Source organism: Borrelia hispanica CRI, assembly GCF_000500065.1.
GTDB classification, from domain to species: Bacteria; Spirochaetota; Spirochaetia; order Borreliales; family Borreliaceae; genus Borrelia; species Borrelia hispanica.
Window position 1 is genome coordinate 325,502 of the sequence record NZ_AYOU01000121.1, and the last position, 24,703, is coordinate 350,204.

General features: G+C 27.7%; 21 protein-coding genes. 20 read left to right on the forward strand and 1 reads right to left on the reverse strand.

What is annotated here, in order from left to right:
- Position 1 precedes the first annotated feature (1 nt).
- The 14 genes from U880_RS0105075 to U880_RS0105140 all read left to right on the forward strand — a co-directional run bounded on the left by U880_RS0105075 (position 2) and on the right by U880_RS0105140 (position 17,139).
- Positions 2-607 carry a type I phosphoribosyltransferase gene (locus tag U880_RS0105075; protein ID WP_024655047.1) on the forward strand — a complete coding sequence of 202 codons (606 nt, stop codon included), beginning with the start codon at positions 2-4 and terminating at the stop codon, positions 605-607.
- Positions 608-720: 113 nt separating this feature from the next.
- Positions 721-1,152, forward strand: coding sequence for a ribosome maturation factor RimP (gene rimP / locus U880_RS0105080; RefSeq protein ID WP_024655048.1), 432 nt, complete (start codon positions 721-723; stop codon positions 1,150-1,152).
- A gap of 13 nt (positions 1,153-1,165) precedes the next feature.
- Positions 1,166-2,611, forward strand: a complete 1,446-nt coding sequence (gene nusA / locus U880_RS0105085; protein ID WP_024655049.1) for a transcription termination factor NusA — start codon at positions 1,166-1,168, stop codon at positions 2,609-2,611.
- 4 nt (positions 2,612-2,615) lie between these two features.
- Complete coding sequence (gene infB / locus U880_RS0105090) at positions 2,616-5,222, forward strand: translation initiation factor IF-2 (RefSeq protein WP_024655050.1); 2,607 nt, start codon at positions 2,616-2,618, stop codon at positions 5,220-5,222.
- 19 nt (positions 5,223-5,241) lie between these two features.
- Complete coding sequence (gene rbfA, locus U880_RS0105095) at positions 5,242-5,601, forward strand: 30S ribosome-binding factor RbfA (RefSeq protein ID WP_024655051.1); 360 nt, start codon at positions 5,242-5,244, stop codon at positions 5,599-5,601.
- Positions 5,602-5,611: 10 nt separating this feature from the next.
- Positions 5,612-6,457: a tRNA pseudouridine(55) synthase TruB gene (gene truB / locus U880_RS0105100; RefSeq protein ID WP_024655052.1), complete on the forward strand. Its 846-nt coding sequence runs from the start codon at positions 5,612-5,614 to the stop codon at positions 6,455-6,457.
- Positions 6,458-6,753: 296 nt separating this feature from the next.
- The gene (gene rpsO / locus U880_RS0105105) at positions 6,754-7,020 is read left to right on the forward strand and encodes a 30S ribosomal protein S15 (protein WP_014696616.1); all 267 of its coding nucleotides are present in this window, start codon (positions 6,754-6,756) and stop codon (positions 7,018-7,020) included.
- 13 nt (positions 7,021-7,033) lie between these two features.
- Entirely contained in the window at positions 7,034-9,184 is a 2,151-nt protein-coding gene (gene pnp, locus U880_RS0105110) for a polyribonucleotide nucleotidyltransferase (RefSeq protein WP_024655053.1), read from the forward strand.
- A gap of 9 nt (positions 9,185-9,193) precedes the next feature.
- On the forward strand, positions 9,194-10,723 hold the full coding sequence (locus U880_RS0105115) for a hypothetical protein (protein ID WP_024655054.1): 1,530 nt from the start codon (positions 9,194-9,196) through the stop codon (positions 10,721-10,723).
- Positions 10,698-11,987 carry an LptF/LptG family permease gene (locus U880_RS0105120; protein WP_024655055.1) on the forward strand — a complete coding sequence of 430 codons (1,290 nt, stop codon included), beginning with the start codon at positions 10,698-10,700 and terminating at the stop codon, positions 11,985-11,987. Before U880_RS0105115 ends, U880_RS0105120 begins: the two co-directional genes overlap by 26 nt.
- Positions 11,984-13,051, forward strand: coding sequence for an LptF/LptG family permease (locus U880_RS0105125; protein WP_024655056.1), 1,068 nt, complete (start codon positions 11,984-11,986; stop codon positions 13,049-13,051). Before U880_RS0105120 ends, U880_RS0105125 begins: the two co-directional genes overlap by 4 nt.
- A gap of 17 nt (positions 13,052-13,068) precedes the next feature.
- The gene (gene tgt / locus U880_RS0105130) at positions 13,069-14,196 is read left to right on the forward strand and encodes a tRNA guanosine(34) transglycosylase Tgt (RefSeq protein WP_024655057.1); all 1,128 of its coding nucleotides are present in this window, start codon (positions 13,069-13,071) and stop codon (positions 14,194-14,196) included.
- Positions 14,189-15,712: a murein biosynthesis integral membrane protein MurJ gene (gene murJ, locus U880_RS0105135; protein WP_024655058.1), complete on the forward strand. Its 1,524-nt coding sequence runs from the start codon at positions 14,189-14,191 to the stop codon at positions 15,710-15,712. Before tgt ends, murJ begins: the two co-directional genes overlap by 8 nt.
- Positions 15,709-17,139 (forward strand): HEAT repeat domain-containing protein, encoded by a 1,431-nt coding sequence (locus U880_RS0105140; RefSeq protein WP_024655059.1) that lies wholly within the window; start codon positions 15,709-15,711, stop codon positions 17,137-17,139. The genes murJ and U880_RS0105140 overlap by 4 nt, the downstream gene beginning before the upstream one ends.
- On the opposite strand, the gene coaBC is transcribed toward U880_RS0105140, so the two are convergent.
- Entirely contained in the window at positions 17,133-18,308 is a 1,176-nt protein-coding gene (coaBC, locus tag U880_RS0105145; RefSeq protein ID WP_024655060.1) for a bifunctional phosphopantothenoylcysteine decarboxylase/phosphopantothenate--cysteine ligase CoaBC, read from the reverse strand. The two genes, U880_RS0105140 and coaBC, sit on opposite strands and share 7 nt — an antisense overlap.
- A 243-nt stretch (positions 18,309-18,551) precedes the next feature.
- On the opposite strand from coaBC, the gene panF reads away from it, so the two are divergent.
- The 6 genes from panF to cmk are packed head-to-tail and all read left to right on the forward strand — an operon-like array spanning position 18,552 to position 24,687.
- Positions 18,552-19,973 carry a sodium/pantothenate symporter gene (panF, locus tag U880_RS0105155; RefSeq protein WP_024655062.1) on the forward strand — a complete coding sequence of 474 codons (1,422 nt, stop codon included), beginning with the start codon at positions 18,552-18,554 and terminating at the stop codon, positions 19,971-19,973.
- A 4-nt stretch (positions 19,974-19,977) separates the two neighbouring features.
- A complete protein-coding gene (locus U880_RS0105160; protein ID WP_024655063.1) occupies positions 19,978-20,952 on the forward strand; it encodes an RluA family pseudouridine synthase in 975 nt (324 codons plus the stop codon).
- The gene (locus U880_RS0105165; RefSeq protein ID WP_038359259.1) at positions 20,930-21,862 is read left to right on the forward strand and encodes a hypothetical protein; all 933 of its coding nucleotides are present in this window, start codon (positions 20,930-20,932) and stop codon (positions 21,860-21,862) included. Before U880_RS0105160 ends, U880_RS0105165 begins: the two co-directional genes overlap by 23 nt.
- A 1-nt stretch (position 21,863) precedes the next feature.
- Entirely contained in the window at positions 21,864-23,270 is a 1,407-nt protein-coding gene (gene murC, locus U880_RS0105170; protein WP_024655065.1) for a UDP-N-acetylmuramate--L-alanine ligase, read from the forward strand.
- Positions 23,271-23,281: 11 nt separating this feature from the next.
- Positions 23,282-24,151 (forward strand): YicC/YloC family endoribonuclease, encoded by an 870-nt coding sequence (locus U880_RS0105175; protein WP_024655066.1) that lies wholly within the window; start codon positions 23,282-23,284, stop codon positions 24,149-24,151.
- Positions 24,148-24,687: a (d)CMP kinase gene (cmk, locus tag U880_RS0105180; RefSeq protein WP_024655067.1), complete on the forward strand. Its 540-nt coding sequence runs from the start codon at positions 24,148-24,150 to the stop codon at positions 24,685-24,687. The genes U880_RS0105175 and cmk overlap by 4 nt, the downstream gene beginning before the upstream one ends.
- Positions 24,688-24,703: the final 16 nt, after the last annotated feature.

The window sequence follows — 24,703 nt, forward strand, 5'->3', positions numbered from 1 at the left end:
AATGTGGAATTGGACTGTTTTAAAAAGTATATTTTTTCCTTTTTGTTCTTGTTGTCATAGAAATTATGTTTATTTAAATTCCCTTTGCAAGCAGTGCGTTACTTTGTTTCATTTTGATATTAAGTTGAGAGATGATATTTGGTATTTTTTTGAATATAAAGATGAATATAAAAAATTAATTCTTGCTTATAAGAGTGATGGACAAAAATTACTTGGTAAATTTTTTGCAAATATAATTTTTCAATTTTTAATGAATATTGATTTTGATTTGGTTGTGAGTGTTCCTTGTAGTTTTAAAAGAAATTTTTTTTATGATTTTGATCATATGGAATATATTGGTAATTTATTATCTAAGAGAGGGGTAAATTATATCAATATTTTTAAACGAGGTTTGGGTAGGAGTCAAAAGTTATTACGTGGAAATTTGAGATATACTAATTTAGAGAATAAGATTACGTTAAGATCTAAATATAAATATATGAAATTTAAAAGAATCGTGCTTATTGATGATATTGTGACAACCGGAACATCTATGACGTTTTGTGAGAATATTCTCATAAAGAATGGGTTTTATAATGTGATAAAACTGTCAATTGCTAGAGTTTAGTTGATGATTAGTGTATTGACATTTGTTGACATTAATGTTACATTTGACTTGGATTGATTATTTTATTTAATAAGGTTCTTTTAAAAAGAGCCTTATTCTTTTTAGGAATGTGATTGGTTAAAATTTCTGATAATAGTGAAATTTATAATTTAATAAAGGATGTAACCTATCTATTAGGAATCTCAATTATAGAAATTAATACTTTTAGAAGAAGAGATGAATTTAAAATACAGATAGTTCTTTATAAGAGTGATAATTTCGGTGTTGATATGCTTTGTGATTTACATAAAATGATTTTATTGAAATTGGAAGCGGTTCTTAAATATAATGTTAGTTTAGAAATCTCTACGCCTGGAATAAATAGAAAAATTAAGAGTGATAGAGAGTTTAAGATTTTTGAGGGTAAAAAAATCAAATTGATGTTAAATAATGATTTTGAAGAAGGTTTTATCTTAAGAGCAGAGAGGGATGGTTTTATTTTTAAAACGGAGTATAAAGAAGTAAAAATTCTTTATAGCAATGTTAAGAAGGCTAAATTGTCTTAAAGGAGTCTTGGATATGATAAAGGGTACTGGTCAAATGATTGCCAATATTGCTAGTGAGCGGGGAATGAGTATAGATGCTATTAGGAAGACGGTTAGAGAATCGGTAATAATAGCTTATAAGAAATATTTTGGAACAAGTGATAATGCTTTAATTAAGTTTGATGATAATACTGGGGACTTAATAGTTTATTCTAAGAAGAAGGTTGTGGATGAAGTTAAAAATAATGTGATGGAGATATTAGTAGATGATGCTAAAACATTTGAACTTGTAGATAATGAATATGTTTATGTTGAAATTAATCCTAAAATTTTTGATAGACTGTCAATTCAGGTTGCTAAACAAAGAACTAAGAGTGATTTGCAGGGAATTGAGGATAATGAACTTTATTTAGAATTTAAGCACAAATTACATAAAATTGTTATTGGTTATGTTCAACAAAATCGAAATGGAGATCTTTATGTTAATCTTGGTAGTACAGATGGTGTTATTCCTAAGAAATATCAGTCTCCAAGAGAAGTTTATAGTCTTAATGATAAAGTTCGAGTTCTTGTTTATAGTGTTAAAAAAGGAAGGAATGGGATAGAGGTAATTTTGTCAAGAACCCATCCTAAATTTATTGAGGAATTACTTGCTCTTGAAATTCCTGAGATTGAAGAGGGAATTATTAAGATACATAAAATAGTAAGGGACCCAGGTTATAGAACTAAAGTAGCTGTTTATTCTGAGAAAGAAGAAGTCGATTCTGTGGGTCCTTGTATTGGACAAAAGGGTGTTAGAATTCAGTCAATAATTAAAGAACTTGAAGGAGAAAAAATAGATATTATTCCTTATTCTAAAGATATTAAGGAGTTTATTAAAGATTCTTTAACTCCAGCTAAGATAGATAATGTGTATATTATTGATGAAGATTTGCATAAGGCATTAGTTGTTGTAAGTGATGAGCAACTTTCGCTTGCAATAGGTAAAATGGGACAAAATGTTAGACTTGCAAATAGGCTTCTTGATTGGGCAATTGATGTTAAAACTAGTAGTCAATTTGCTGAAATGAAGGCAAGTGGAGAGTTTAAGCAAGATACTTTTGAAATGTTTGACAAAATTATTCAGGATAATGTTCAGGAAGATGAATTTGAAGAGATAAACAAAATTAGTGAACTTAAAGTTCTTGATGATGATATTGTTGCCAAATTGATTCAAAGAGATCTTGATGATATTGATAATTTTTTAAATGCCAGTGAAGATAAGCTTTTTGAGTTAGGAATAACTTATGAAAAGCAAGAAGAGATAAATAAAATATTAAAAGAAGGAATGGTAATAATTTCTAATGACGATGAATCTGTTGAGGGTGTGAAAGATGAGGAAGATTTACTTTGTCCTGAGTGTGGTACTGTTATTAATGAAAATATGACTTTTTGTCCGGGTTGTAAGATAGGGCTTAGTTTTGAATTTGAAGAGGAGTAATAGTTTGTCAGAAAATATTGATGATGATCGCAGTGAAGATGAAAAAAAAATTAAGGTTGTTAAATTACGAAAGAAGGTGGTAAAGGTTGTAACTCATACTGATAAAAACTTGAATAGGTCTAGAGATGATTCTTTTAAACCTTCAAATTCATGGAATAATCAATCTTCTGGTAGGGGGTATTCGTATGATAATAGGGATAGGGGTGTGCGATCTTCTTCTTTTCATACAGATAACAGGGGTAATTCTGGTACAGTGCAACAAGGCAATAAGGGATATGCTCATAGAAACTATTCTTACAATAGGGATAATAATAGTAGAGATAATAGAGGGCATTCTTATTCTAGAGGGGGAGGGGTAAAATCTTCTTCTTTTCATACGGATAATAAAGATAGTTCTGGGGCACCTCAACAAGGTCATAGAAGGTATTCTAATAGAAATTCTACTTATAATAGAGATAATAGAGAAAATTCTTATTCTAGAGGGGGTGGGATAAAATCTTCTTCTTTTCATACAGATAATAAAGATAGTTCTGGGGCACCTCAACAAGGTAATAGGGTATATTCTAATAGAAACTATACTCATAGTAGAGATAATAGTAATAGTAGTAATAATAGTTCCCAGTCATTTAGAAGAGTGATTAGAACTAAGGTTGTCTCTAGTGTAACTATGTCACCTCCTTCTGATTCTGATAATAAGGGTCTTCTTAATAGAAAACTTGGCGAGAAAAAGAAACAACAACAAGAGAGCCAAAAAGTTTATAAAAGGAAGAAAGAGGAGATTGAGAGCAAAACAATAGAACAGAAAGTCTTTGAACAACTTCAGAAAAAGAAGAAAGAAAATTTAGCAAATCCAATTCCTAAGTCAATTGATATTATGGGTAGTATTACTGTTGCTGAACTTGCAAGAAAAATGAATTTAAAATCTTCAGATTTAATTGCTAAATTGATGACCTTAGGTGTAATGGCTACTATTAATGAAAAGATTGATTCTGATACTGCTACTATTTTGGTTGAAGAATATGGTTCAAGAGTTAATGTTGTTTCAATTTATGATGAAACAGTGATAGAGGCAGAGGAAGATGATGAGAGTAAGGAAGTTACAAAACCACCTGTCATTACAATAATGGGACATGTTGATCATGGAAAGACTAGACTTTTATCAGTGTTGCAGAATATTGATATCAATCAAACTGAATTTGGTGGGATTACGCAACATATTGGGGCTTATACTATTAATTACAATGAGCATGAAATAACTTTTCTAGATACTCCAGGACATGAGGCTTTTACAATGATGAGGAGCAGGGGAGCACAAGTTACTGATATTGTTGTTCTTGTTGTCTCTGCTGTTGATGGGGTAATGCCACAGACTGTTGAGGCTATTAATCATGCAAAAGATGCAAATGTACCTATCATAGTCGCAGTTAATAAAATTGATTTACCAGATTCAAATCTAGATAAGGTTAAGCATCAACTTTCAGAGTATGATTTGATACCTGAAGATTGGGGTGGGAATACAATTTTTGTTGCAATATCAGCTCTTAAAAATATTGGTATTACAGAACTTCTTGATATGATTATTTTGCAAGCTGAAGTAATGTCATTAAAAGCAAATCCAACCAAAAGGGCGATTGGTAGAGTTCTTGATGCTAAGATTGATATGGGTAGAGGAGTGGTTTGTTCTGTTATAATTGAGGATGGAACTCTTTCTATAGGAGATTCTTTTGTTGGAGGAGTATATCATGGTAAAGTTAGGGCATTAATTAATGAAAGAGGAGTATCTGTTAGGAGTATTGGTCCTGCAAAAGCAATTAGTGTTTTAGGTTTTTCATCAATTCCACAAGCCGGTGATCCATTTCAAGTTACAAAAACCGAAAAAGAAGCCAAATTAATTAGTTCTAAAAGGCAAGATCTTAAGAGATATGAAGATGCTAAAAATGTGAAAAAAGTTACCATGTCAAATCTTTATGATTCAATTAAGGATGGGGAATTAAGAGAACTTAAGATAATTTTAAAAGCAGATGTTCAAGGTTCTGTTGAAGCTTTAAAACATTCTCTTGAAAAATTGACTAATAATGAAATTAGAGTAAAAGTTATTCATTCTTCGGTAGGTGCAATAACAGAGACCGATATTAGTTTTGCAGCAGCAAGTGAGGCAGTTATTATTGGTTTTCATGTGCGGCCTACAGCAAAAGCACAATTTTTGGCTGATCAAGAAAAAGTTGAAATTAGAAAGTATAATATAATTTATGATGCAATTAATGATATTAAATCAGTTCTTGAAGGTATGTTAGAACCAGATATTGAACAGCAGTTTATTGGATTTGCTGAAGTTCGTGCTGTTATTAATATTCCTAAGGTTGGGGTAGTGGCTGGATGTTATGTGTCGCAAGGGTGCATAAAGCGTGATGCTGTAACTAATATCATGAGGGATGGATATCAAGTACATTCTGGTAAAATTTCCTCACTAAGAAGATTTAAAGAGGATGTTAAGGAAGTTGGTGCTCAATATGAATGTGGTATTATGATTGATAATTATTCTAATATTAAAGAAGGTGATGTCATTGAGGCATTTGAGGTTAAGAAAGTAAAAAGACGTTTTGAGTCTTAAGAATTTTTTGTGTTTATGTATGGAAAAAGCAATAAGAAAATCAAAACTTGAGAGTTTATTAATTCAAGAGATTGGTAATTTGATAGTAACAAGATCAATTAAAGATCCTAGAGTGCATGAATTTTTAACTGTTGTAAGGGTTGAGATTGCAAATGATTTAATTAATACAAAGGTATTTGTTGGATCTATTAAAGAAGGTGTGTCTCTTGATAATGCTATTAAAGCATTGAATAATGCTAAGGGTTTTATTCAAAAAAAACTTGTTAAGCGTATTAAGGTTAGAAATACTCCTAAATTGAATTTTATAAGAGATGATACTATTTCTAAGGCTTTTTATGTTAATAAAATAATTGAAAATCTAAATTTTAGTGAAGAATAGTAAAAATTTAATGGATGGGATTATTTTATTAAATAAACTAGTTGGGATAACTTCTTATGAAGCTCTTTATCCTATAAAAAAATATTTCTCTACAAGTCGAATTGGACATACAGGTATTCTTGATAAATTTGCAAGTGGTCTTTTAGTTGTTTTAGTTGGTAAATATACTAAACTTTCAGGTTATATTACATCTTTAGATAAAGAGTATATATCAGAATTTGAATTTGGTATTGAGACTGATACACTTGATCCTAATGGTAAAATAATAAATTCAACAGATTATGTTCCCAGTTTAAATGAGGTAGTTCTTGGTGTTGAGTCTTTAATAGGTGAAATTTTTCAAGTGCCACCTCAGTTTTCTTCAATTCATGTTAAAGGTCAAAGAGCTTACAAGCTTGCTCTTAGTGGACAGTCTTTTCATTTGCAGGCTAGGAGGATAAATATATATGATATTGAAATTTTAGATTATAATATTGATTCTCGTATTTTAAAATTAAAGATCAAATGTTCTAAGGGTACCTATGTTAGAAGTATAGCAAGAGATTTGGGGCATGCTTTAGGATCATGTGCTTATGTAAAGAGCCTTAAGAGAACCCAAATTGGTGATTTTAAATTAGATGATGCTTATTGTTTTGACAAGCTTAATGATGACTCTTTACTTGGTATAGAATCTTTAAATTTTTTTGAGAAAATTTATGTTGATAATAATATGATTAGACTTATACAAAATGGTATTTATATAAATATTGCTATTAATGATGGCGAATTTAAAATTTTGAAGTCTAAGAATGAAAAAACATTAGCAATAATTTGTGGCATTGGTTTAAATAAATATAGGTATGTTATTATTTTTTAATATTTGATTTATAAATAATAATTGTTGATTTTATTGTTTGATTGCAAGATTATTGGTCTTTATTGCAATATTTTAGATAAGAAAGATTGCAATAAAGTTTTTATAATGGATTATTCTTTAGCGTTATTATTGATAATGAACTTAATTAGGTTAGATTTATGTAATTTTTAGCAAAAAAGTCTTTAGACTGTTTTTGTTATTTGAGTGAAAAAATATTATAATTGACTGATGAAGATTTTAATTATAGCAATATGGTCTATTATAGGCTTTGCTATGATGGTATAGGAGCCGTTTTTATGATTAGTAAAGAACAGAAACAAAAAATAATTACAGAATTTGGAAAAAATTCAAATGATACAGGTTCAGTTGAAGTGCAAATAGCGTTAATTACAGATAGAATAAGATATTTAACAGAGCATTTGAAAAATAATAAGAAAGATCATAGCTCTAAGAGAGGTTTATTAAAGTTAGTTGGGCAGAGAAGAAGTTTATTGAGATATTATCAAAAAAAGAATTTGGAAGCTTATAGAACCTTAATATCTAAACTTGGACTTAGAAAGTAATAAGGGGTAGGTTTTGAGAAAAATTTTAAAATTGAAAATAGGCAGAGAAGATTTAATTTTAGAAACAGGTTTGTTAGCTAAACAGGCAAATGGAGCGGTTCTTGCTACTTATGGTGGTTCTACTGTTCTTGCTACAGTCTGTTGTTCAGATTCAATTCGAGAAAATTTAGATTTTGTTCCTTTATCTGTTGAATATAATGAAAAATATTATGCTGCTGGAAAAATTCCTGGAGGTTTTATTAAAAGGGAGGGTAAGCCAAAAGATAAAGAAGTGCTTGTTTCTAGATTGATAGATAGACCTATGAGACCACTTTTTGATAAAAGATTTGGTAGGGAAATTCAGGTTGTTCCAACAACTTTGTCTACAGATCAAATGAATCCTCCTGATATTGTTGGAATGAATGCTGCTTTTACGGCTGTTTTTTTGTCAGATATTCCTTTTAATGGTCCTATTGCAGCAGTGAGGATAGCTTATTTAAATGATGAATTTATAGTAAATCCTTCTTTTGATGAAATACAAGATTCTGTTTTAGATATTGTTGTTGCGGGAAGTTTAGATGGCATTACAATGGTTGAGGGTGGTGCTAATGAAGTTAGTGAAGAAATTTTGCTTGATGCTATAGATAAGGCGTATGCTTATATTAAGCAAATTTGTGATTTACAAAAGGAATTTATATATTTAATAGGTGAGAGGGAAAAGTTACCACTTGCTTATGAGGAAAAGGTTTTTGAATTTAAGGATGATCTTAGAAGTTTAATTTATTCTGAACTTAGAGATGCGTGTTTTGTAAGGGGAAAACTTAATAGAGATAAAGCTATAAAGTTAGTTAAACAGAAAGCCTATGAACATTTTTCTTCTCTAGAGCAGATCAATGATGAGAATGAAGTTCTTTTTTATAAGGCGTGTGATGATTTTGAGCAGGAAATTGTTAGAAAATCAATCTTAGAGGATAATCTTAGAACTGATGGCCGTACTCCTACACAAATAAGAGATATTGTTGCTGAAGTTGATCTTTTAAAGCGAACCCATGGTTCTGCTCTTTTTACAAGAGGTGAAACCCAGGCATTGGCTGTTACAACATTAGGTACAAGTATTGATGAGCAAGTAATGGATGATATTGATGGTGATAAGCGTCTTAATTTTATGCTTCATTATAATTTTCCTCCGTTTTCTGTTGGAGAGACAGGTAGACTTATGACAGGAAGACGTGAAATTGGACATGGTCATTTAGCTCAAAGATCCCTTGAGGCTATGTTACCTAAAAAAGATGATTTTCCATATACCATTAGAGTAGTATCTGAAGTATTAGAATCAAATGGTTCTTCATCAATGGCAACCGTGTGTTCTGGAAGTATGTCTTTAATGGCTGCTGGAGTTCCTGTTAAAGAACAAGTTGCAGGGATAGCTATGGGACTTATTAGTAATGATGATAAGTATGTTATTTTGAGTGACATTCTTGGAGAAGAAGATCATTTAGGTGATATGGATTTTAAAGTTGCAGGAACCAAAAATGGGATTACTGGTTTTCAGATGGACATTAAAATTTCAAATGTTACAAAACAATTGATGAGAGATGCTCTTGAGCAGGCACGAATTGGAAGGATGCATATTTTATCTATTATGGATTCTGTTATTTCAAGTTCAAGAGATGATATATCTGTTAATGCGCCTAAAATTATTCAATTGCAAATTGATATTGATAAAATTTCTCTTGTTATTGGCTCTACTGGTAAGACAGTTAAATCGATTACAGATGAATTTGAAGTTAGAGTTCAAATTGAACAAGATGGTAGAATTACTCTTTTTGGAACTGATAATTTAAAGATGCAAAAAGCTAAGGCAAAGATAGAGAGTATTGTTAGGGAACCTAAGGTTGGTGAAATTTATGATGGAATTGTGAAAAAAATTAACAGTTTTGGAGCTTTCATTGAACTTACTCCTACTAAGGAAGGGTTTTTGAGTAATAGGTCAAGATCTAGAGATGATAGATATGGTGATATTAGGCATTCTAGGTATAGTAATAGACACTCTAGATATGGGAGAGATAGTAGAAGCAGCTTTGGTATGCGTTTTCCAAGATTAGAAGAAGGACAGATAGTTAAAGTTAGAATATCTGATATTGATAAATTTGGAAAAATTGAACTTGAATTAGCTAGAGATTAATAGGATATTATGGTATTTGTAAATTACATAAACATTATTTTTAAATATAAGCTTATTTTTTTAAGTTTGTTTTTATTTTTGTCGTGTCTTACTAATGAAAATATTGAAATTTCTCTTGAGAAGGGAAGTGTTGAAATTTCTTTTGATTTTATGGTTGATAATCAAGACTCGAATATTGATGACTTAAAGATTGAGGAGAGGAATTATTTATTGGGACTTAGAGATAATGAATCTTTCTTTTTAAGTGATGCTTTTTTAAAAGAAGAGAGTCCTTATTTTAAAAGTGCTAGAGAAAGTTATGCTAAACAAGATTTTGGTACAACCAGTTACTATTTGAATAAAATAGTAACTGATGAGAAAAATTATTCTAAAGAGTTAGTTGCAAAGGCAAATTTGTTTTTTGGATATTTAAATTATGGTATGGGAATTTATGATCTAGCTGAATATAATTTTGATAATTTTTTAAAAAATTATAAATATTCTCATGCGGGTCTTAGAGTTGCTGAACTTAAATATTTTGTTAAGGATAGAGTGGGTGCAATATCTGCATTAAAAGAAGTTGATCAAACTTCTCTTAACTCGGATTATGATCTTGGAATTTATAACTTTTTAAATAATAAGTTTGGAATAAATTATTTAAATTTAGAGACTTTGGGATTTTTAGATAATAGTATTTTTGATATGTTTGTTTTTGGAAGTAATGTTTTTGTTGCAAATATATTTGGTGGTCTTTTACGATATGATATTAAAAATAATGAATATAAAGTTTATATTAAAGATAAGAAAAGTATTTTTTTAAATGGTCTTAAAGGTTTTACAGAGCATAGAGGTTCTATATATATTGGCGGTAATAATGTTCTTTATTATATTGATGATTTGGAAGGGCCTGTTAAACAAGTTGAAAAACCTTTACAAATTAATTTAGGTAGTATACAGGTTTTACTGGGTGCTAAAGATGGTATTTTTGTTGGGACTCTAGATTCTGGATTATGGTTTTATTCTGATAGAGGTGAGTGGACTGATATTAAACTTAATTCTAATAGGATTTCATCATTATATTTAGATGAGGAGAGAAATTTGTTATTTGTTGGAACAATGAATAACTCTATTTATAGCGTTGATCTAAACGATTTTAATAATGTTAAGCATTTAAATTTTTTTAGTAAAGTGGAGAGTGAAAAAAATATTAATTTTATAAAAAAGTATAATAATTATTATTATATTGGAACTTATGGTGGTGGACTTTTTAGACTTAATTTAGATAATCATACTTATATAAGATATGATATTAATAATGATTTTAGTATTGGATATTTTCTTGATATGGAAATTAGGGATAAGAAACTATTATTTGCAACTTTTGAGCATGGTTTATTAATTTATGATACGATGAGTGATAGTTGGGATTATTTAGGTCCTGGTGATGGGCTTATTAGTTTAAATTTAATCAAGATTTTAAATTTTGATGATTATGTTATACTTGGGACTTTAAATAATGGTTTGGTTTTTATAAATGAGAGTATTAAAAAACAATTATGAATCTTATATAATTACTGAATTTTGCAAGTATTTTTTTATTACTTTTTTGTTTTTTCTGTTTGTATTTTTCATAAATCAAATACTTTTTTTTATGAGAATACTTCTTCAAAACTATGTGCCATTTTTTAAAGCTTTTATTTTTGTTATATACTCGCTTCCTATGGTAGTTGCTCTATCTCCACCTTTTGCAGCATTGCTTTCTGTGATACTTACCATTTATAGATTTAAACTTAATAATGAAATTTTGGCTTTTAGATCAATTGGAATATCTATTACTAATTTATTGACTCCTTTTTTAAAATTGGGAGTAATTATTGCATTAATTTCTTTTATTCTCAATGATTTTTTGCTTCCTCTTGGATCTATTGGTAGATTGAAAATTTTTAATGATATTAAAGAAGAAATACCTCATTTAATATTGAAACCTTATTCAAGTAAGCAGTATGGAGATTTGATATTTGTATCGGGGGAGAAATCCGAAACAGGTTATAAGAATGTGACTTTTTTTGATAATACTAGACTTAAAGGTTATGACAGAATATTTATGGCAAGAGAACTCAATATTCAAAAGGAAAATCATCAAGTATATTTTATTTTAAATAATGTTTTGTCAATTGCTTTAACAGAAGACGAAAAGGGATTTTATGATTATTTTTATGCTGATCGTATGAAATATTCAATTGATCAAGTTACTTTTAGTGATGGTTGGGTGTTAACTTATGTGCCTCCATCTCAGATGAGTATGAGAGATGTTTTTAAACTTGTTGTCAGGCAAAGTAAATTAGTTGAAGAATTAAATGCAAAAAATTATTTGGAAGAAGATCTTTTAAATATGAATTTTGCAAATATTTATTTAAATTATTTATATGATAAGAATAACATTTTTGATGAGAATTCTATTCTTGAAAATTTAAATTATGTTTATAATTTGAGTGTAAATTATGCTCCTTATGAAGATCTTATTGCCAATAGAAGTTATGCTTTTTTTTATTTAGAATTTTATCAAAAGATTAGTTTGCCATTATCTGTTTTATTTTTTATTTTTTTAGCTTTTGGTATGGGTATGTATTCAAATAAAAAATATTCTATTATTCTTGAACTTGTTATTTCAATTCTTATTTGTGTTTTTTATTGGGCGATGTTTATGGGTGGCAAGGTGTATACAGTTCAACATGCCCCAAACCCTATTCTTGTTATTATTTTGCCGAATATTCTTTTAATTGTTGCAGGCTTAATACTATTTTTGAGACTTCTAAAGAGATGAAAGTAGATAAAATTTTTATAAATAACATATTACTGACTTTTTTATTTATGAATTTTCTTTTTGTAATCTTAATTGTGCTTTTTGATTTATTAACAAATCTCTTAAATTATCTTGAACATAATCTTAGTATTGATGATATTATTTATATTTATTATCTTTATTTGCCTAAGTGTTTTTCAGATGGTGTAGCTTTATCTTTTCTTTTTGCTGTCTCTAATCTTCTTGGTAATCTTTCAATGAGAAATGAAATTATAGGTCTCTTTAGTTGTGGTATTTCGATTGCTAGGATATTGAGATCAATAATTATGCTTAGTGTTTTTGTTTCAGTGATACTCTTTTTTTTTGATAATTATTTAGTTGTAGATACTGTTGCAGAAAGAGATGCATTTCTTAAAAATAATGTTGGTAATCAAGGTGCAAATGATAGAAATATAATTATTAAGGATTTTGCAAGAGAAATTTATAATATTAAACATTTTGATGTTGAAACTCATATTATTACTAATTTGATGATTATTTTGAAAGATCAAGATGATAATTTTAAGAAAAGATATGATATAAGTAAAGCTGAGTGGGTTGATTCTAAGTGGATGCTTTATGGTGTTAGAGAATTTTATAAAGTAGAATTGGATGTTATAGAAAAATTTTATGAAGTTCTTGATGGCGAGAATATTGTGAATTTAGAGCCAGGATATATTAAAATAATTATGCTTTCTTCAAAAACATTGAATTTTTCAAAGCTTGTTGCTTGGATTGGAGATTTAATAAGAGAAAATTTAAATTATTCTGATGCGTTATTTGATTTATTGAATAGAATATTTTTTTCATTTAGATTAATATTACTAAGTTTTACTGTGAGTTTTGTAAGTCTTTTTTTGAAGAAAAATATTTTTATATGGAGTTTATTAAATAGTATTGCATTTGCAGTTGTATATGTGATTTCAATTATGGTCTTTAATTTTTTAGCAGATCTTGGTTATTTATCCATATTTATTGCAAGTTCATTACCTACTATTTTGTTTATTATTATTAATTTTGTTGTTTATAATCTTATATGTAAATAATAGGGTTTAAGAATTTTATGTTTAGTATTATCAAAAATGATAAAAATTCTAATGCAAGGCTTGGTATACTTGAACTTCCTCATGGGAATGTTTCAACACCATGTTTTATGCCGGTTGGTACTTTGGGTGTCATGAAGGCTTTAAAGCATGATGTGCTTGAAAAATTAGGGTGTAATTTAATGCTTGCAAATACTTATCACTTGTATTTAAGACCTGGTATTGATGTAATAAAAAAATATGGAAATTTGCATAATTTTACAACTTGGAATAAAAATTTTTTGACAGATTCTGGAGGTTTTCAAGTTTTTTCTTTATCTAATTTTAGAAAAATTGAAGATGAAGGGGTAGATTTTAAATCTCATATTGATGGTTCTAGACACTATTTTACGCCTGAGAGTGTATTTAGTATGCAAGAGACTTTTGAGAGTGATATTATTATGGCTCTTGATATTTGTAGTCCTTATGGTATTGATTATGATGAGGCAAGTTTGTATACAAATATTACAACTTCTTGGGCTCGTCGTACATTGTGTGCTTATAAAAATAGAAAAGAGGGATATGAGGGTCTTTTATTTTTAATAACACAAGGTAATTTTTTTAAAGATCTAAGGAAAAGAAGCACTGAATCAATTTTGGAATTAAATAGTCCTGGTATTGCAATTGGTGGTATATCTGTTGGGGAACCAAGAGATATATATTTAGAAATTCTTGAATATAATTCTTCACTAATACCTAAAGATAAACCAAAGTACGTAATGGGTATTGGGACTCCTCATTATATATTAGATGCAATATATAATGGGATTGATATTTTTGATTGTGTTAATCCTACAAGAATTGCTAGACATGGTTCACTTTTGACTGATAATGGGATACTTCGTATTAATCGAGCTGAATTTCGTTTTGATACTTGTTCTGTTGAGAAAGAATGTTCTTGTACTTTATGTACGAGATATTCAAGGGGATATTTAAGGCATTTATTTAAGTCAGAAGAAGCACTTGGAGTGATGTTAGCTAGTGAGCACAACATTAATTATATGTTTAGACTGATTCACAAGGCTAGAAATGCAATTATGAACGATAATTTTACAAAATTTAGAAAGCTTTATTTGGATAAGTATGATGAAGGTAATTTGAATGAATAGAGATGTTATTTCAACAGTTATTGTGATGATTGCAATTTTTTTTTCTCGTGTAATGGGTTTTATTAAGATAAAAGTGTTTTCTTATTATTTTGGGGCAAATATTGAAGCAGATATTTTTAATTATGTTTTTAATATTCCCAATAATTTGAGAAAGATTATCTCTGAAGGTGCTATGACTTCAGCTTTTATGCCTGAATTTACTCATGAAAAGCATAAATCTAATAGGCATGCTATTGTTTTTTTTAGACGGGTGATCACTTTTAATATTATAACTATTAGTTTTATTATTTGTGTTATGATTTTTTTTTCTAAACAAATTATGTATTTAGTATCTTCTTACAGAGATAGTAATTTGGATTTAGCTAGTTATATATTTAATTATTTAATACTCTATATATTGCTAATAAGTTTGTCATCCATATTTGCATCGGTTTTAAATTCTTATAAAGTTTTTTTTATACCGTCTTTTGCTCCTGTTATGCTTTCTTGTAGCATTATATTAAGTATATATTTGTTTTATAGCCAATATGGTATATATAGTGCTGTTATTGGGGTTATTGTTGGTGGAATTTTACAGTTTTTAATTCAGATGATAAATTGTATTTGTATTGGTCTTATATATAGACCAATATTGAACTTTAATGATTCTTCATTTTTAATCTTTTTAAAGAGATGGTCACATATGATTTTGTCAGCCTTATTTGCAATTATTACTCAGCAAGTTTCATTTGCTCTAGCATCAACCTTGGATATTGGAAGTGTTTCTGTTTTAAGTAATGCAATTGTTTATTATCAGCTTCCTGTGGGGATTTTTTATGTCTCGATTGCTACAGTTATTTTTCCTAAGATGTCTGAATATGCTTCTTTGGGTGATAAAGAACGTTTAAATGCAATTTTTAATCAGGGAATTAATATGTTAATTTTTCTTTTAGTTCCAATGTCGTTTTTAATGTATGTTTGGGCTGCTCCTATTTTAAATTTATTACTTACGGGTGGTAAATTTTCTGTATATGATACTCAAAGGACCGTTAGTGTGCTGCAATATTTTTTATTAGGATTATTATTTTCCTCAATTTTTGGACTATTTCAAAAATATTATTTTGCAATACGTAATTCCAAAATACCATTATATTTTAATCTTATTTTTTCTGTTATTGATATTATTATTTCAGTTTTTGGTATTAAGTATTATCAAACGATAAATGTTTTGCCTATTGCACAATCAGTTTCTTTTATTATATGCATTGTTATTTTTTATTTTATTGGGTCGAGGCATGACATAAATCTTGAACTTCATAGCATTATATTAGTTCTTATTAAGTCGTTTATTTCTATTATTCCTTTATATTTATTTTATTTTTTTTTAAAAAATTTGAAGTGGGATATAGGATTTAGTTTTAATAATTTTTACTTATTAAGTGTTATAGGCATAGTTAACATTATTATTTTGATATTATGTTATTATTTGCTTGGTGTTATTAGGGTTTTTAAATTTATTAGTAGGGATATTACATGATATATTTACGGTTTATTCTTTTATTTTATATTGTTATTAATGTTTTTTCTGTGAATAAGCCACCATCATTGTCAAGTGGGTCTTTGTTACCTTTAAGGCCTGAAACTAAAATAAATGAAGATAAAATAAAATATGATCTAGATAGTGATTCATCTAAAAATTCTAATTCTAGAGATATTGACTTGAATATAAAGAAGGTAAATGATGTTATTTCCTATGGACTTGATGTTCAAGTTATTGAAATTATTGATAGTCTTAAAAAATCAGGGGATGGGGAATACAATGCTTTACTTGAAAAGAGATTACAAAAAACTTTTAATATTGATCTTAAACGGGCAATTCTTGATTTATTTTTGTCACTTCAGTATTCAGGTGGTATTGGTGCTTCAAATGATATTCTTAATAATTATGAAAGTAATAGATATCCTAATGATTTGATTAATTTGGCGATTTTATACCTTAAGAAATTAGGTGATAAGAATGACTTAAAGAAAACTCTTATTGATATTCTTGAAAATAAAGAAGGAAATATTGTGGCTATTGCTGCTTATTATCTTGGTGAACTTTCTTCCCCTGAGTATTCTAGGGAGATGATGAATGTTTATGATAAGTATTCTAATAATGATGGTGTTAAATCAGCAATACTGATTGCTCTTGGTAAATCTAATGTTATTGATTATGCAGACAGATTTTATGAAATTTCTATTGATAGTTATGAAAATCCATCCATTAAGGCTTCAGCTATTAAAGCATTATCATATCTTGCTCCTGAGAAAATAACAGAGAATGCCCATCTATATCTTCAAAATAATAATAATAATCACAATATTAAGCTTGCTATTATAGAGGCACTTTCAAGAGATGTGTCTTTAAAATCAAAAGATATTTTGCATGATTTTTTAAGAGATTCTGATGCAAATATTAGGATTCGTGCTGTTGAGGCTATTAAGGATCATAATGATATTGATTCAAAAGAGGTGTTAATTTATAAAATCAAAAGTGATCCTTCTTCAAAAGTTAGAGAAGCTTCTGGTAAAGCTTTAGTGGATATGGGTTCTGGTTATGAGGCTATACAAAAAATAGTGTTTGATTTTTCTGTTGAGAGTAACTTTAAGTTTATTGTTTTTAGTTATCTTCTAGATAAAGATATATATTCTGCTCGTTCTCTTGCGTTAGAGCTTTTGAATAAAGAAAATATTGATAAACCTTCAAAATTTCTTGTAAATATTGCTATGTTATTTTCATCTAAGAAGGGTAATTTTGATGATTTTTATTCTAAAATTATTAAGAGTCAAAATATTAATTTGATGAATCTTGCAATTAAGGGTGCTGTTTATAATAAATCAGCATTACTTTCAGATAGACTTAAAGAAATTAAAAAAACAACTAATTCAGAATATTTAAAAAAGCTTTTAGTAAATTATTGATATAAAATTTTTAAGATTTCTATTGCTGTTTCTTTTTTTGACATTTCTGGAAATTTTTTAACTTGATCTTTATTTATTATGTAAATTTTATTTACATTTGATCCAAAATATTTTAAGTCATTTGCAATAATATAGTCTAAATTTTTTGTTTCTAATTTTTCTCTGGCTTTTTTTATTAGAATTTCATCTTTTTGAGCGCAAAATCCGATGACAATTTGGTTTTTAGTTTTGTTTTTTCCTATGTGTTCAATTATGTCTAAGTTTTTGACCAATTTAATATTAAGTTCTTCCATATTATTTTTTTCAATTTTAGTTTTATAAATTTTATCAGGTCTAAAGTCTGCGACAGCTGCGGCACCAATTATTATGTCAAATTTTTTGTATATGTTTATTGTTTCTTTGTACATTTCTGCTGCTGTTTTTATTCTAATAACGTTTATTCCATAAGGTGTTTCTTCATTACTTGGTCCTGTAATGATTGTAACATTGGCTCCAAGATTTTGTGCTTCAATACCTATATTGAAACCCATTTGTCCTGTTGATTTATTGGAAAAATAACGAATAGGATCTAATGCTTCTTCGGTTCTTGAAGCAGTTATTAATATTCTTTTGTTTTTTAATGGTAATTTTGTCATGAGTGAATTTGATATGATACTTAAAATATCATTTTCATTTTTAAGGCGTCCAATAGCATTTAAAGAACATGCCAAAAAACCTTTATCGGGTTCAATAAATTTGTAATTGTATTTTTGTAATTTTTTAATGTTTTCTTGTAAGATGGGATTTTGATACATTATGTTGTTCATTGCTATTGCGAAGTAAGTTGGTGCTTTACTTGCGGATAATACTATACTTAAAATATCATCAGCAATTCCAGCTGCAATTTTAGAAATAAAATTATATGTTGCTGGAATAATTAAGATTAAATCAGCCCATCTTGCTAAGTTTATGTGTTCTACTTCTTCATGATTGGTATTCCACAGGTTTGTAATAACTTTGCTTTTAGAAAGAGTTTCGAGTGTTAGGGGTGTAATGAATTTAGTTGAATTTTCTGTCATTATAACCTTAACGTTATATCCCATTTTAATGAGATTTGAGATAATATAAGCTGATTTATAAGCTGCGATTCCCCCGCATACTCCTACTAATATGTTTTTGTGTTTTTTCATATTTATTTTATAAAATATTATATAATTGTATTTAATATTTTTAAAAGGATTTTTTATTGATAAATAAAGTATTTTTTGCAAGTGTCATATATTTATTTTTGTTTGTCTGGTGGTGTATTGCATTTTGTTTATCTTATTTTTTTATTTCTATATTTAATATTCCTATTTGGTTTTTATTATCATGTATTTTTTTTCCTATTCTTAGTTTTTTATTGGTGTGTATTTTTGTAATTGTTTTTAGAAATGACTAAGGCATGTGTTTTATTTTTTGTTTTTTTAGTTTTATATTGTTTGTATGGTTTTTTGTTTCGAGGGAAAAAAGAGGAAAAAGTATTTTTACGTGATTACTTTCTTGCAAATCGAGGTTTAAATTTTTTTGTAATGGCCTTGGTTGTTGCATCTAGTTATGTTAGTGCTAGCAGTTTTATTTCAGGCCCTTCGGCTGTTTATAGATATGGATTGTCTTTTATATTCTTAGCAGTTATTCAAATTCCTACAAGTTTAATTGCATTTGTTATTGTTGGGGAGAAATTAAATTTGGATGCTAAAAAAATTAATGCTATAAACATTATTGATTACATTGGGTATAGATATTTTAGTCGTTCTTTAGTTGTAATTAGTAGTGTTATATTAATTTTTTTTTCTTTGTTTTTAATTTCGGCTCAACTTATGGGAGGAGCTAAACTTTTAGAGGTTTTTTTTCAAATTAATTATATTGATGCTCTTATTTACTTTGCTCTCTTTGTTTTTTTATATGTGTGTTTTGGTGGATTTAAGATGATAGCATATATGGATTTGATACAGGGAATTTTAATGGTCATATCATCTGTGTTATTATTTACAAAATTAATTGATTTGGGCGATGGAATTGGCAATATTTTTAAGATGGCTCAGTTAGGACTTAGAGAGAATTTATTATTACCATCAAATTTGGATTTAAAAATAGGCTATATAATTTCTTTTTGGATATTAATAGGAGTTGGGGTGTTGGGATTGCCACAATTTGTTAATAATTTTATAGCCTTTAAAGATGTAAAAACAATTAGACATTCTCTTCCTATTGTTACTTTTGTGATAGGATTTTTAATTGTTATTATGCATTTAATAGGTTTTTTTTCACTTGTTATTTTTCCTAACTTAGCGGCAAATGATAAGGTTATTTTGGATATAGCATTAAAAGTATTAAATCCCAATGTATTTATATTTTTTTTTGTAGGACTTGTATCAGCTATAATGTCTACAATAGATTCAGGACTTCTTTTAATGTCTTCTACTTTAGTTAAGGTAATACTGTTATTAAATAGCAAGCGTGGAAATAAAATAGGAGTTAAAAGAATTACCATTATTTCTAATGTTTGTTTTATGTCAATAATAGTTTGGTTATCTTTAACCCCACCTGATTTTTTGTTTTTTATAAATATTTTTGCGATTGGAGCTTTAGAAGTTTCATTTTTTTCTATTATTATTTTTGGTCTTTATTTTAATTTTGTAAGTAAGATATCAGCTTTTATTTCTCAGTTTACAGGGCTTTTGAGTTATTTGTTGATAATTTTTTGTGATAAAACAAGTATATATTATGTTCATCCTATTGTTCCTTCATTTTTTATTTCTATATGTTCATTTTTGATAGTTAATTTTATTTGTAAAAAATGTAGTAAAATTTAGTTGTATGTTGTTTGGGGATGTTAAGAGCGTTGGGAAGTATGATGTTATTAATGTTTTAAATAATGACGATGGTAAAAGACTTGATGTAGTTTTAATAAAATTTTTAAAACTTCCTAAATCAAAGGTAATAAAGCATATTAGAAATGGTGATATTCGTTTAAATAATCTAAAGGTTTCTTTTTCACAACGGGTTTTAAAGGATGATAAAATTTATTTGTATAGGCCTTTACTTCAAGGTTTAAATTTAAATGGTGTTGTAATTAAAGATAAAACCGATATATTAAGAGATGTAGAGAGCAGAGTAGTCTATGAGGATAAGGATTTACTTGTAATTAATAAAAGAAAAGGGGTTTTAGTTCATGGAGATAGGTATTCACTTGATGTTTTGATTAATGCTTATCTTTTAGATGAAAATCTTGCATCTCTTAGTTTTAAGCCTTCTGCTGTACATAGGTTGGATAGAAATACTTCAGGTCTTATTGTTTTTGCAAAAAATATAGATTCTGCAAGGATTTTAAGTAAGGCATTTAGTAGTGGTATTGTTACCAAAAGGTATTTGGCTTTACTTGATGGTGAAATTAGAAAATCTTTAACTTATAAGAACTTTTTGTATCGTGATAAAATTGTAAAGAAGACTTTTGTTATGAATAATTTAAATAATAATATAAATAAATTTAATGCTATAACTGTTGTTAAGCCACTTTTGGTGTCTAAGTTTGCAACACTTGCTGAAGTGTCAATTAAAACAGGATTTACGCATCAAATAAGAGCACAGTGTGCTTTTAATAATCATGCTTTAATTGATGATAAGAAATATAATCCTAAATTTAAAAAAAATAATTACTTTTTACATTCTTTTTTGATAAACTTTAACCATTCTTTCTTTTTAAGAAATGAATTTTTTGTTGAACCTAGTTCAGATTTTGTGAAACGGATAAATAGTATTTTTGGTGTTTATGACTTTAAAGAATTTATTTAAGAAGATCACATTTAAAAATGCTTTAGGTGCAATTAAAGACATTTCAATTGTTATTAAACATAAATTTGTAAAGATTAAGGTTTATTCTTTAGTAGGTGTTGCTGGTACTGGAAAAAGTTTTAGGTCACATTTAATTGCAGATAAATATTCTATTCCTTTAATTATTGATGATGGTGTTTTAATTAAGAACATGAAGATTATTGCTGGGACTTCTGCTAAGTTTGAAAATAATGTGTTTGATGCAATAAGGCGTTCTATTTTTGAAGATGATGTTCATAGGAATGAAATTGTTGAAGCTCTTCGTAAAGAAAATTTTAATAAAATATTAATATTGGGAACAAGTGTTCGGATGATAGATAAAATAACATCTAGGCTTTTTTTACCAACTTCTTCTAAGATTATTTATATAACAGATATTTCTACTAAAAAAGAAATAGAAAAGGCAAGAATTTCAAGACAGATGGGTGAACATGTTGTTCCAGCAGCTGCTTTTGAGATAACATCTATTAAGCCAAATTTATTGTTGGATTCAATTCGAGTTTTTTTTAAACGTAAAGGATTTTTGTCAAAGAAAAGAAATTATGTTCGTTCTATTGTAAAACCTAATTTTCATGATGAGGGAGGTATTTTATCTGTTTCTAAAAATGCGGTAAGACAAGTGATTGAACATTGTGTTTCTGAATATAATAAAGATTATATTGTTTATAATTTAAAAATAAAAAAAAGCCATGGAAGTTATTATTTTAAGCTCTTTTTAGATATTCCACTTGGAAGTAATTTACTTGATGATGCGGAAATGCTTAGAGAGTATATTATTAATAATGTACTTAAGTATACAATAATTAATATATCTGGTATTGATGTTATTATACATAGATTTTATGAGCAAAAAGGTAATTTAGACAAATAAGATGAAAATTGGTTTGGATAATTTGAAAAATATATTTTTAGTAGGAATTAAAGGTTCTGGACTTTGTTCACTTGCTTGTTTTTTAAGTGATAAGGGATATTTTATAGAAGGAGTTGACGTTCCTTTAAAGTTCCATACCGAAGATATATTAAAGAGCAAGAATATAACATATTATGAAAATATTTATGAATTTTCACTAAAAATATATAATAGATCTTGTGATGCTTTAATATATTCATCGGCTTATGATAAGGATAATTTGCCTATTTTATTAGAAGCCTATGAACTTGGTATTCCGGTTCTTTCTTATCCTGAAGTTATTGGCGAAATTTCTAAAAAATATTATAGTATTGGAGTTGCAGGTTCTCATGGTAAGACCACTACAGCGGCATTTTTAGGTATCTTATTTCATAATTTAGGATTGCAGCCTAATTTGATATTGGGTTCTAGTGTTAAAAATTTAGAAGATAAGTCTAGTCTTGTTGGGGAAAGTAATGTATTTATTGCAGAGACTTGTGAGTATAAGGGACATTTTTTGTCTTTTTCGCCAGATATGATTGTTTTAACCAATATTGATTATGAACATGTTGATTTTTTTAAAAATTATGAAGAGGTTGAAAATGTTTTTTTGCAATATATCAATAACTTAAAGAGAAATGGGATATTGATAATAAATGCTGATGAGTTTAATTTGTTTAATATTAAAAATAAGATTATAAGAGAAGATATTAGGGTGTTTAGTGTTGGATTTAATTCTCTGTCTGATTTTAAAATTGAACATTTTGAGATTAGAGATAAATTTTTAAAATTTGATTTTTTGGGAAGTATTGATATTAAACTTAAAACTCCTTTAATTCATAATGTTTTAAATTTTTCAGTAGCACTTTTGGCTTTGAAGTTGTTTTTAGAAGAGCATAAAAAATTAGTTTGGAATTTTGATGAGAGAATAAAAATGGTAGCTAAAGAGTATATGGGCATTAAAAGAAGAATGGAATTTATTATGGAAAAAGATGGTGTTATATATCTTGATGATTATGCTCATCATCCAAAGGAAATTGAGAGTACTATTTTAGGACTTAAAAAATTTTATAATGGTAGACGTATTGTTTTAGATTTTATGCCACATACATTTACAAGAACAAAGGTTCTCTTTGATGAATTTGTGAGGGTTTTAAGTAATGTTGATGTGTTAATTTTGCATAATATATATCTTTCAGTTAGAGAAGATTTTGATCCTAATAAACTTTCTAGAGATTTGTTTTTGTCCTTAAGAGAGCTAAATGAGAATGTTTATTTTTTTGCAGAGGTGGGTGATTCTGTTGATTTTATAAAAGGCCTGTTAAAGAGAAATGATTTATTTGTTACAATGGGAGCTGGTGATAATTTTATATTGCATGATTTTTTATGAAGGTGTTTTAAATGAAAAGTATGACAGGATTTTTTCACTTAGAAAAAGCTATTTCAAATTATATGTTTAGTGTTAATTTGAAATCTTATAATGGTAAATTTTTAGAATTTAAATTTAAATTGCCCGAAGTTTTATATGCTTATGAACTTGATATAAGAAATTTTATTGCAACTTATGTAAAGAGAGGTAATGTTTTCTTATATGTAGGATATAAGGAGATAATGCCAAATGTTAATTTCAATTTAAACCCTCATTATGTTGAGGCTATTACTCGACTTAGGGATAATTTATTGCAAAATAGTAATTTAAATATTAAGGATGAGTTGAGCCTTGGTGATTTTTTGTCTTTACGAGGGGCTTTAGTTGTTGATGATGTAGGTGTTGATCAGTCATTAATTTATGATGTTTTTAAAGAAGTCTTGAGAGAGACGTTATTGAATTATGATAAGAGTAGAATTTTTGAAGGTGAAAATATTAAACAAGATGTAATTTCAATGCTTGTATTAATAGAGAAAGATTTAGAGTTATTAAAAAAATCTCATGATAGTATAAATAATAAACTTTTTTCAAGTATTAAGGAGAATCTATTAAAATTGATGGATGATTTTAGTGATGTCAATGTTGCAGAAGAGGCTGCTAAAATGGCAATTCGATTAGATATTAATGAAGAAATAGTAAGATTATATTCACATATAAATAATTTTTATAGAAATCTTGAACATGAGGTATGTGGGAAGGTTTTAGAATTTATTGCTCAGGAGATGCATAGAGAAGTTACAACTATGAGTAATAAAGCAATTGATCTTGATATTAGAAATTTAGTTTTAAAGATGAAATTAAATTTAGAAAAAATAAAGGAACATTTGAGGAATATTGAATGAGAATAGCCATTTCTAGCAAAAGTGGTTGTGGAAATACAACTGTTAGTAGTATGCTTGCAAAATATTATGGTTTAAAGCTCATTAATTATACCTTTCATGATATTGCTAGGGAAAAAAATATACCCTTTGATACATTTTATGAGAAAGAAATCATGGGCAGAAATGATTATTATTGGGATGAATATCTTGACAATAAATTATTAAAACTATCAAAAAAAGATAATACAATTCTTGCGTCTCGTCTTGCTATTTGGCTTTCAAAAGATGCCGATTTAAAAATATATCTTTATGCTAAGATAGAAATTAGGGCAGAAAGAATCATAAATAGAGAAGGTGGTATGTATTCTGATATTTTGGTTAGTACTTTTAATAGAGATTTTAATGATTCTAAGAGATATTTATCTGTGTATAATATAAATATTGATAATTATTTAGATGTAGCTGATTTTATAGTTGATACTACAGATCAATCTGCAAATAAAGTTTTTGAGTTGATAAAAAATGAAATAGAGAAAAGAAATTTATATGTTAAATAAATTAAGGAGGTTTTTT

Excerpts from the sequence above, each read along its gene's own strand:
- U880_RS0105075 (WP_024655047.1), top strand. The coding sequence starts at position 2 with ATGTGGAATTGGACTGTTTTAAAAAGTATATTTTTTCCTTTTTGTTCT.
- nusA (WP_024655049.1), top strand. The coding sequence starts at position 1,166 with ATGATAAAGGGTACTGGTCAAATGATTGCCAATATTGCTAGTGAGCGG.
- rbfA (WP_024655051.1), top strand. The coding sequence starts at position 5,242 with ATGGAAAAAGCAATAAGAAAATCAAAACTTGAGAGTTTATTAATTCAA.
- truB (WP_024655052.1), top strand. The coding sequence starts at position 5,612 with ATGGATGGGATTATTTTATTAAATAAACTAGTTGGGATAACTTCTTAT.
- rpsO (WP_014696616.1), top strand. The coding sequence starts at position 6,754 with ATGATTAGTAAAGAACAGAAACAAAAAATAATTACAGAATTTGGAAAA.
- U880_RS0105115 (WP_024655054.1), top strand. The coding sequence starts at position 9,194 with ATGGTATTTGTAAATTACATAAACATTATTTTTAAATATAAGCTTATT.
- U880_RS0105120 (WP_024655055.1), top strand. The coding sequence starts at position 10,698 with ATGAGAGTATTAAAAAACAATTATGAATCTTATATAATTACTGAATTT.
- U880_RS0105125 (WP_024655056.1), top strand. The coding sequence starts at position 11,984 with ATGAAAGTAGATAAAATTTTTATAAATAACATATTACTGACTTTTTTA.
- tgt (WP_024655057.1), top strand. The coding sequence starts at position 13,069 with ATGTTTAGTATTATCAAAAATGATAAAAATTCTAATGCAAGGCTTGGT.
- murJ (WP_024655058.1), top strand. The coding sequence starts at position 14,189 with ATGAATAGAGATGTTATTTCAACAGTTATTGTGATGATTGCAATTTTT.
- U880_RS0105140 (WP_024655059.1), top strand. The coding sequence starts at position 15,709 with ATGATATATTTACGGTTTATTCTTTTATTTTATATTGTTATTAATGTT.
- coaBC (WP_024655060.1), bottom strand. The coding sequence starts at position 18,308 with ATGAAAAAACACAAAAACATATTAGTAGGAGTATGCGGGGGAATCGCA.
- panF (WP_024655062.1), top strand. The coding sequence starts at position 18,552 with ATGACTAAGGCATGTGTTTTATTTTTTGTTTTTTTAGTTTTATATTGT.
- U880_RS0105160 (WP_024655063.1), top strand. The coding sequence starts at position 19,978 with ATGTTGTTTGGGGATGTTAAGAGCGTTGGGAAGTATGATGTTATTAAT.
- U880_RS0105165 (WP_038359259.1), top strand. The coding sequence starts at position 20,930 with ATGACTTTAAAGAATTTATTTAAGAAGATCACATTTAAAAATGCTTTA.
- murC (WP_024655065.1), top strand. The coding sequence starts at position 21,864 with ATGAAAATTGGTTTGGATAATTTGAAAAATATATTTTTAGTAGGAATT.
- U880_RS0105175 (WP_024655066.1), top strand. The coding sequence starts at position 23,282 with ATGAAAAGTATGACAGGATTTTTTCACTTAGAAAAAGCTATTTCAAAT.
- cmk (WP_024655067.1), top strand. The coding sequence starts at position 24,148 with ATGAGAATAGCCATTTCTAGCAAAAGTGGTTGTGGAAATACAACTGTT.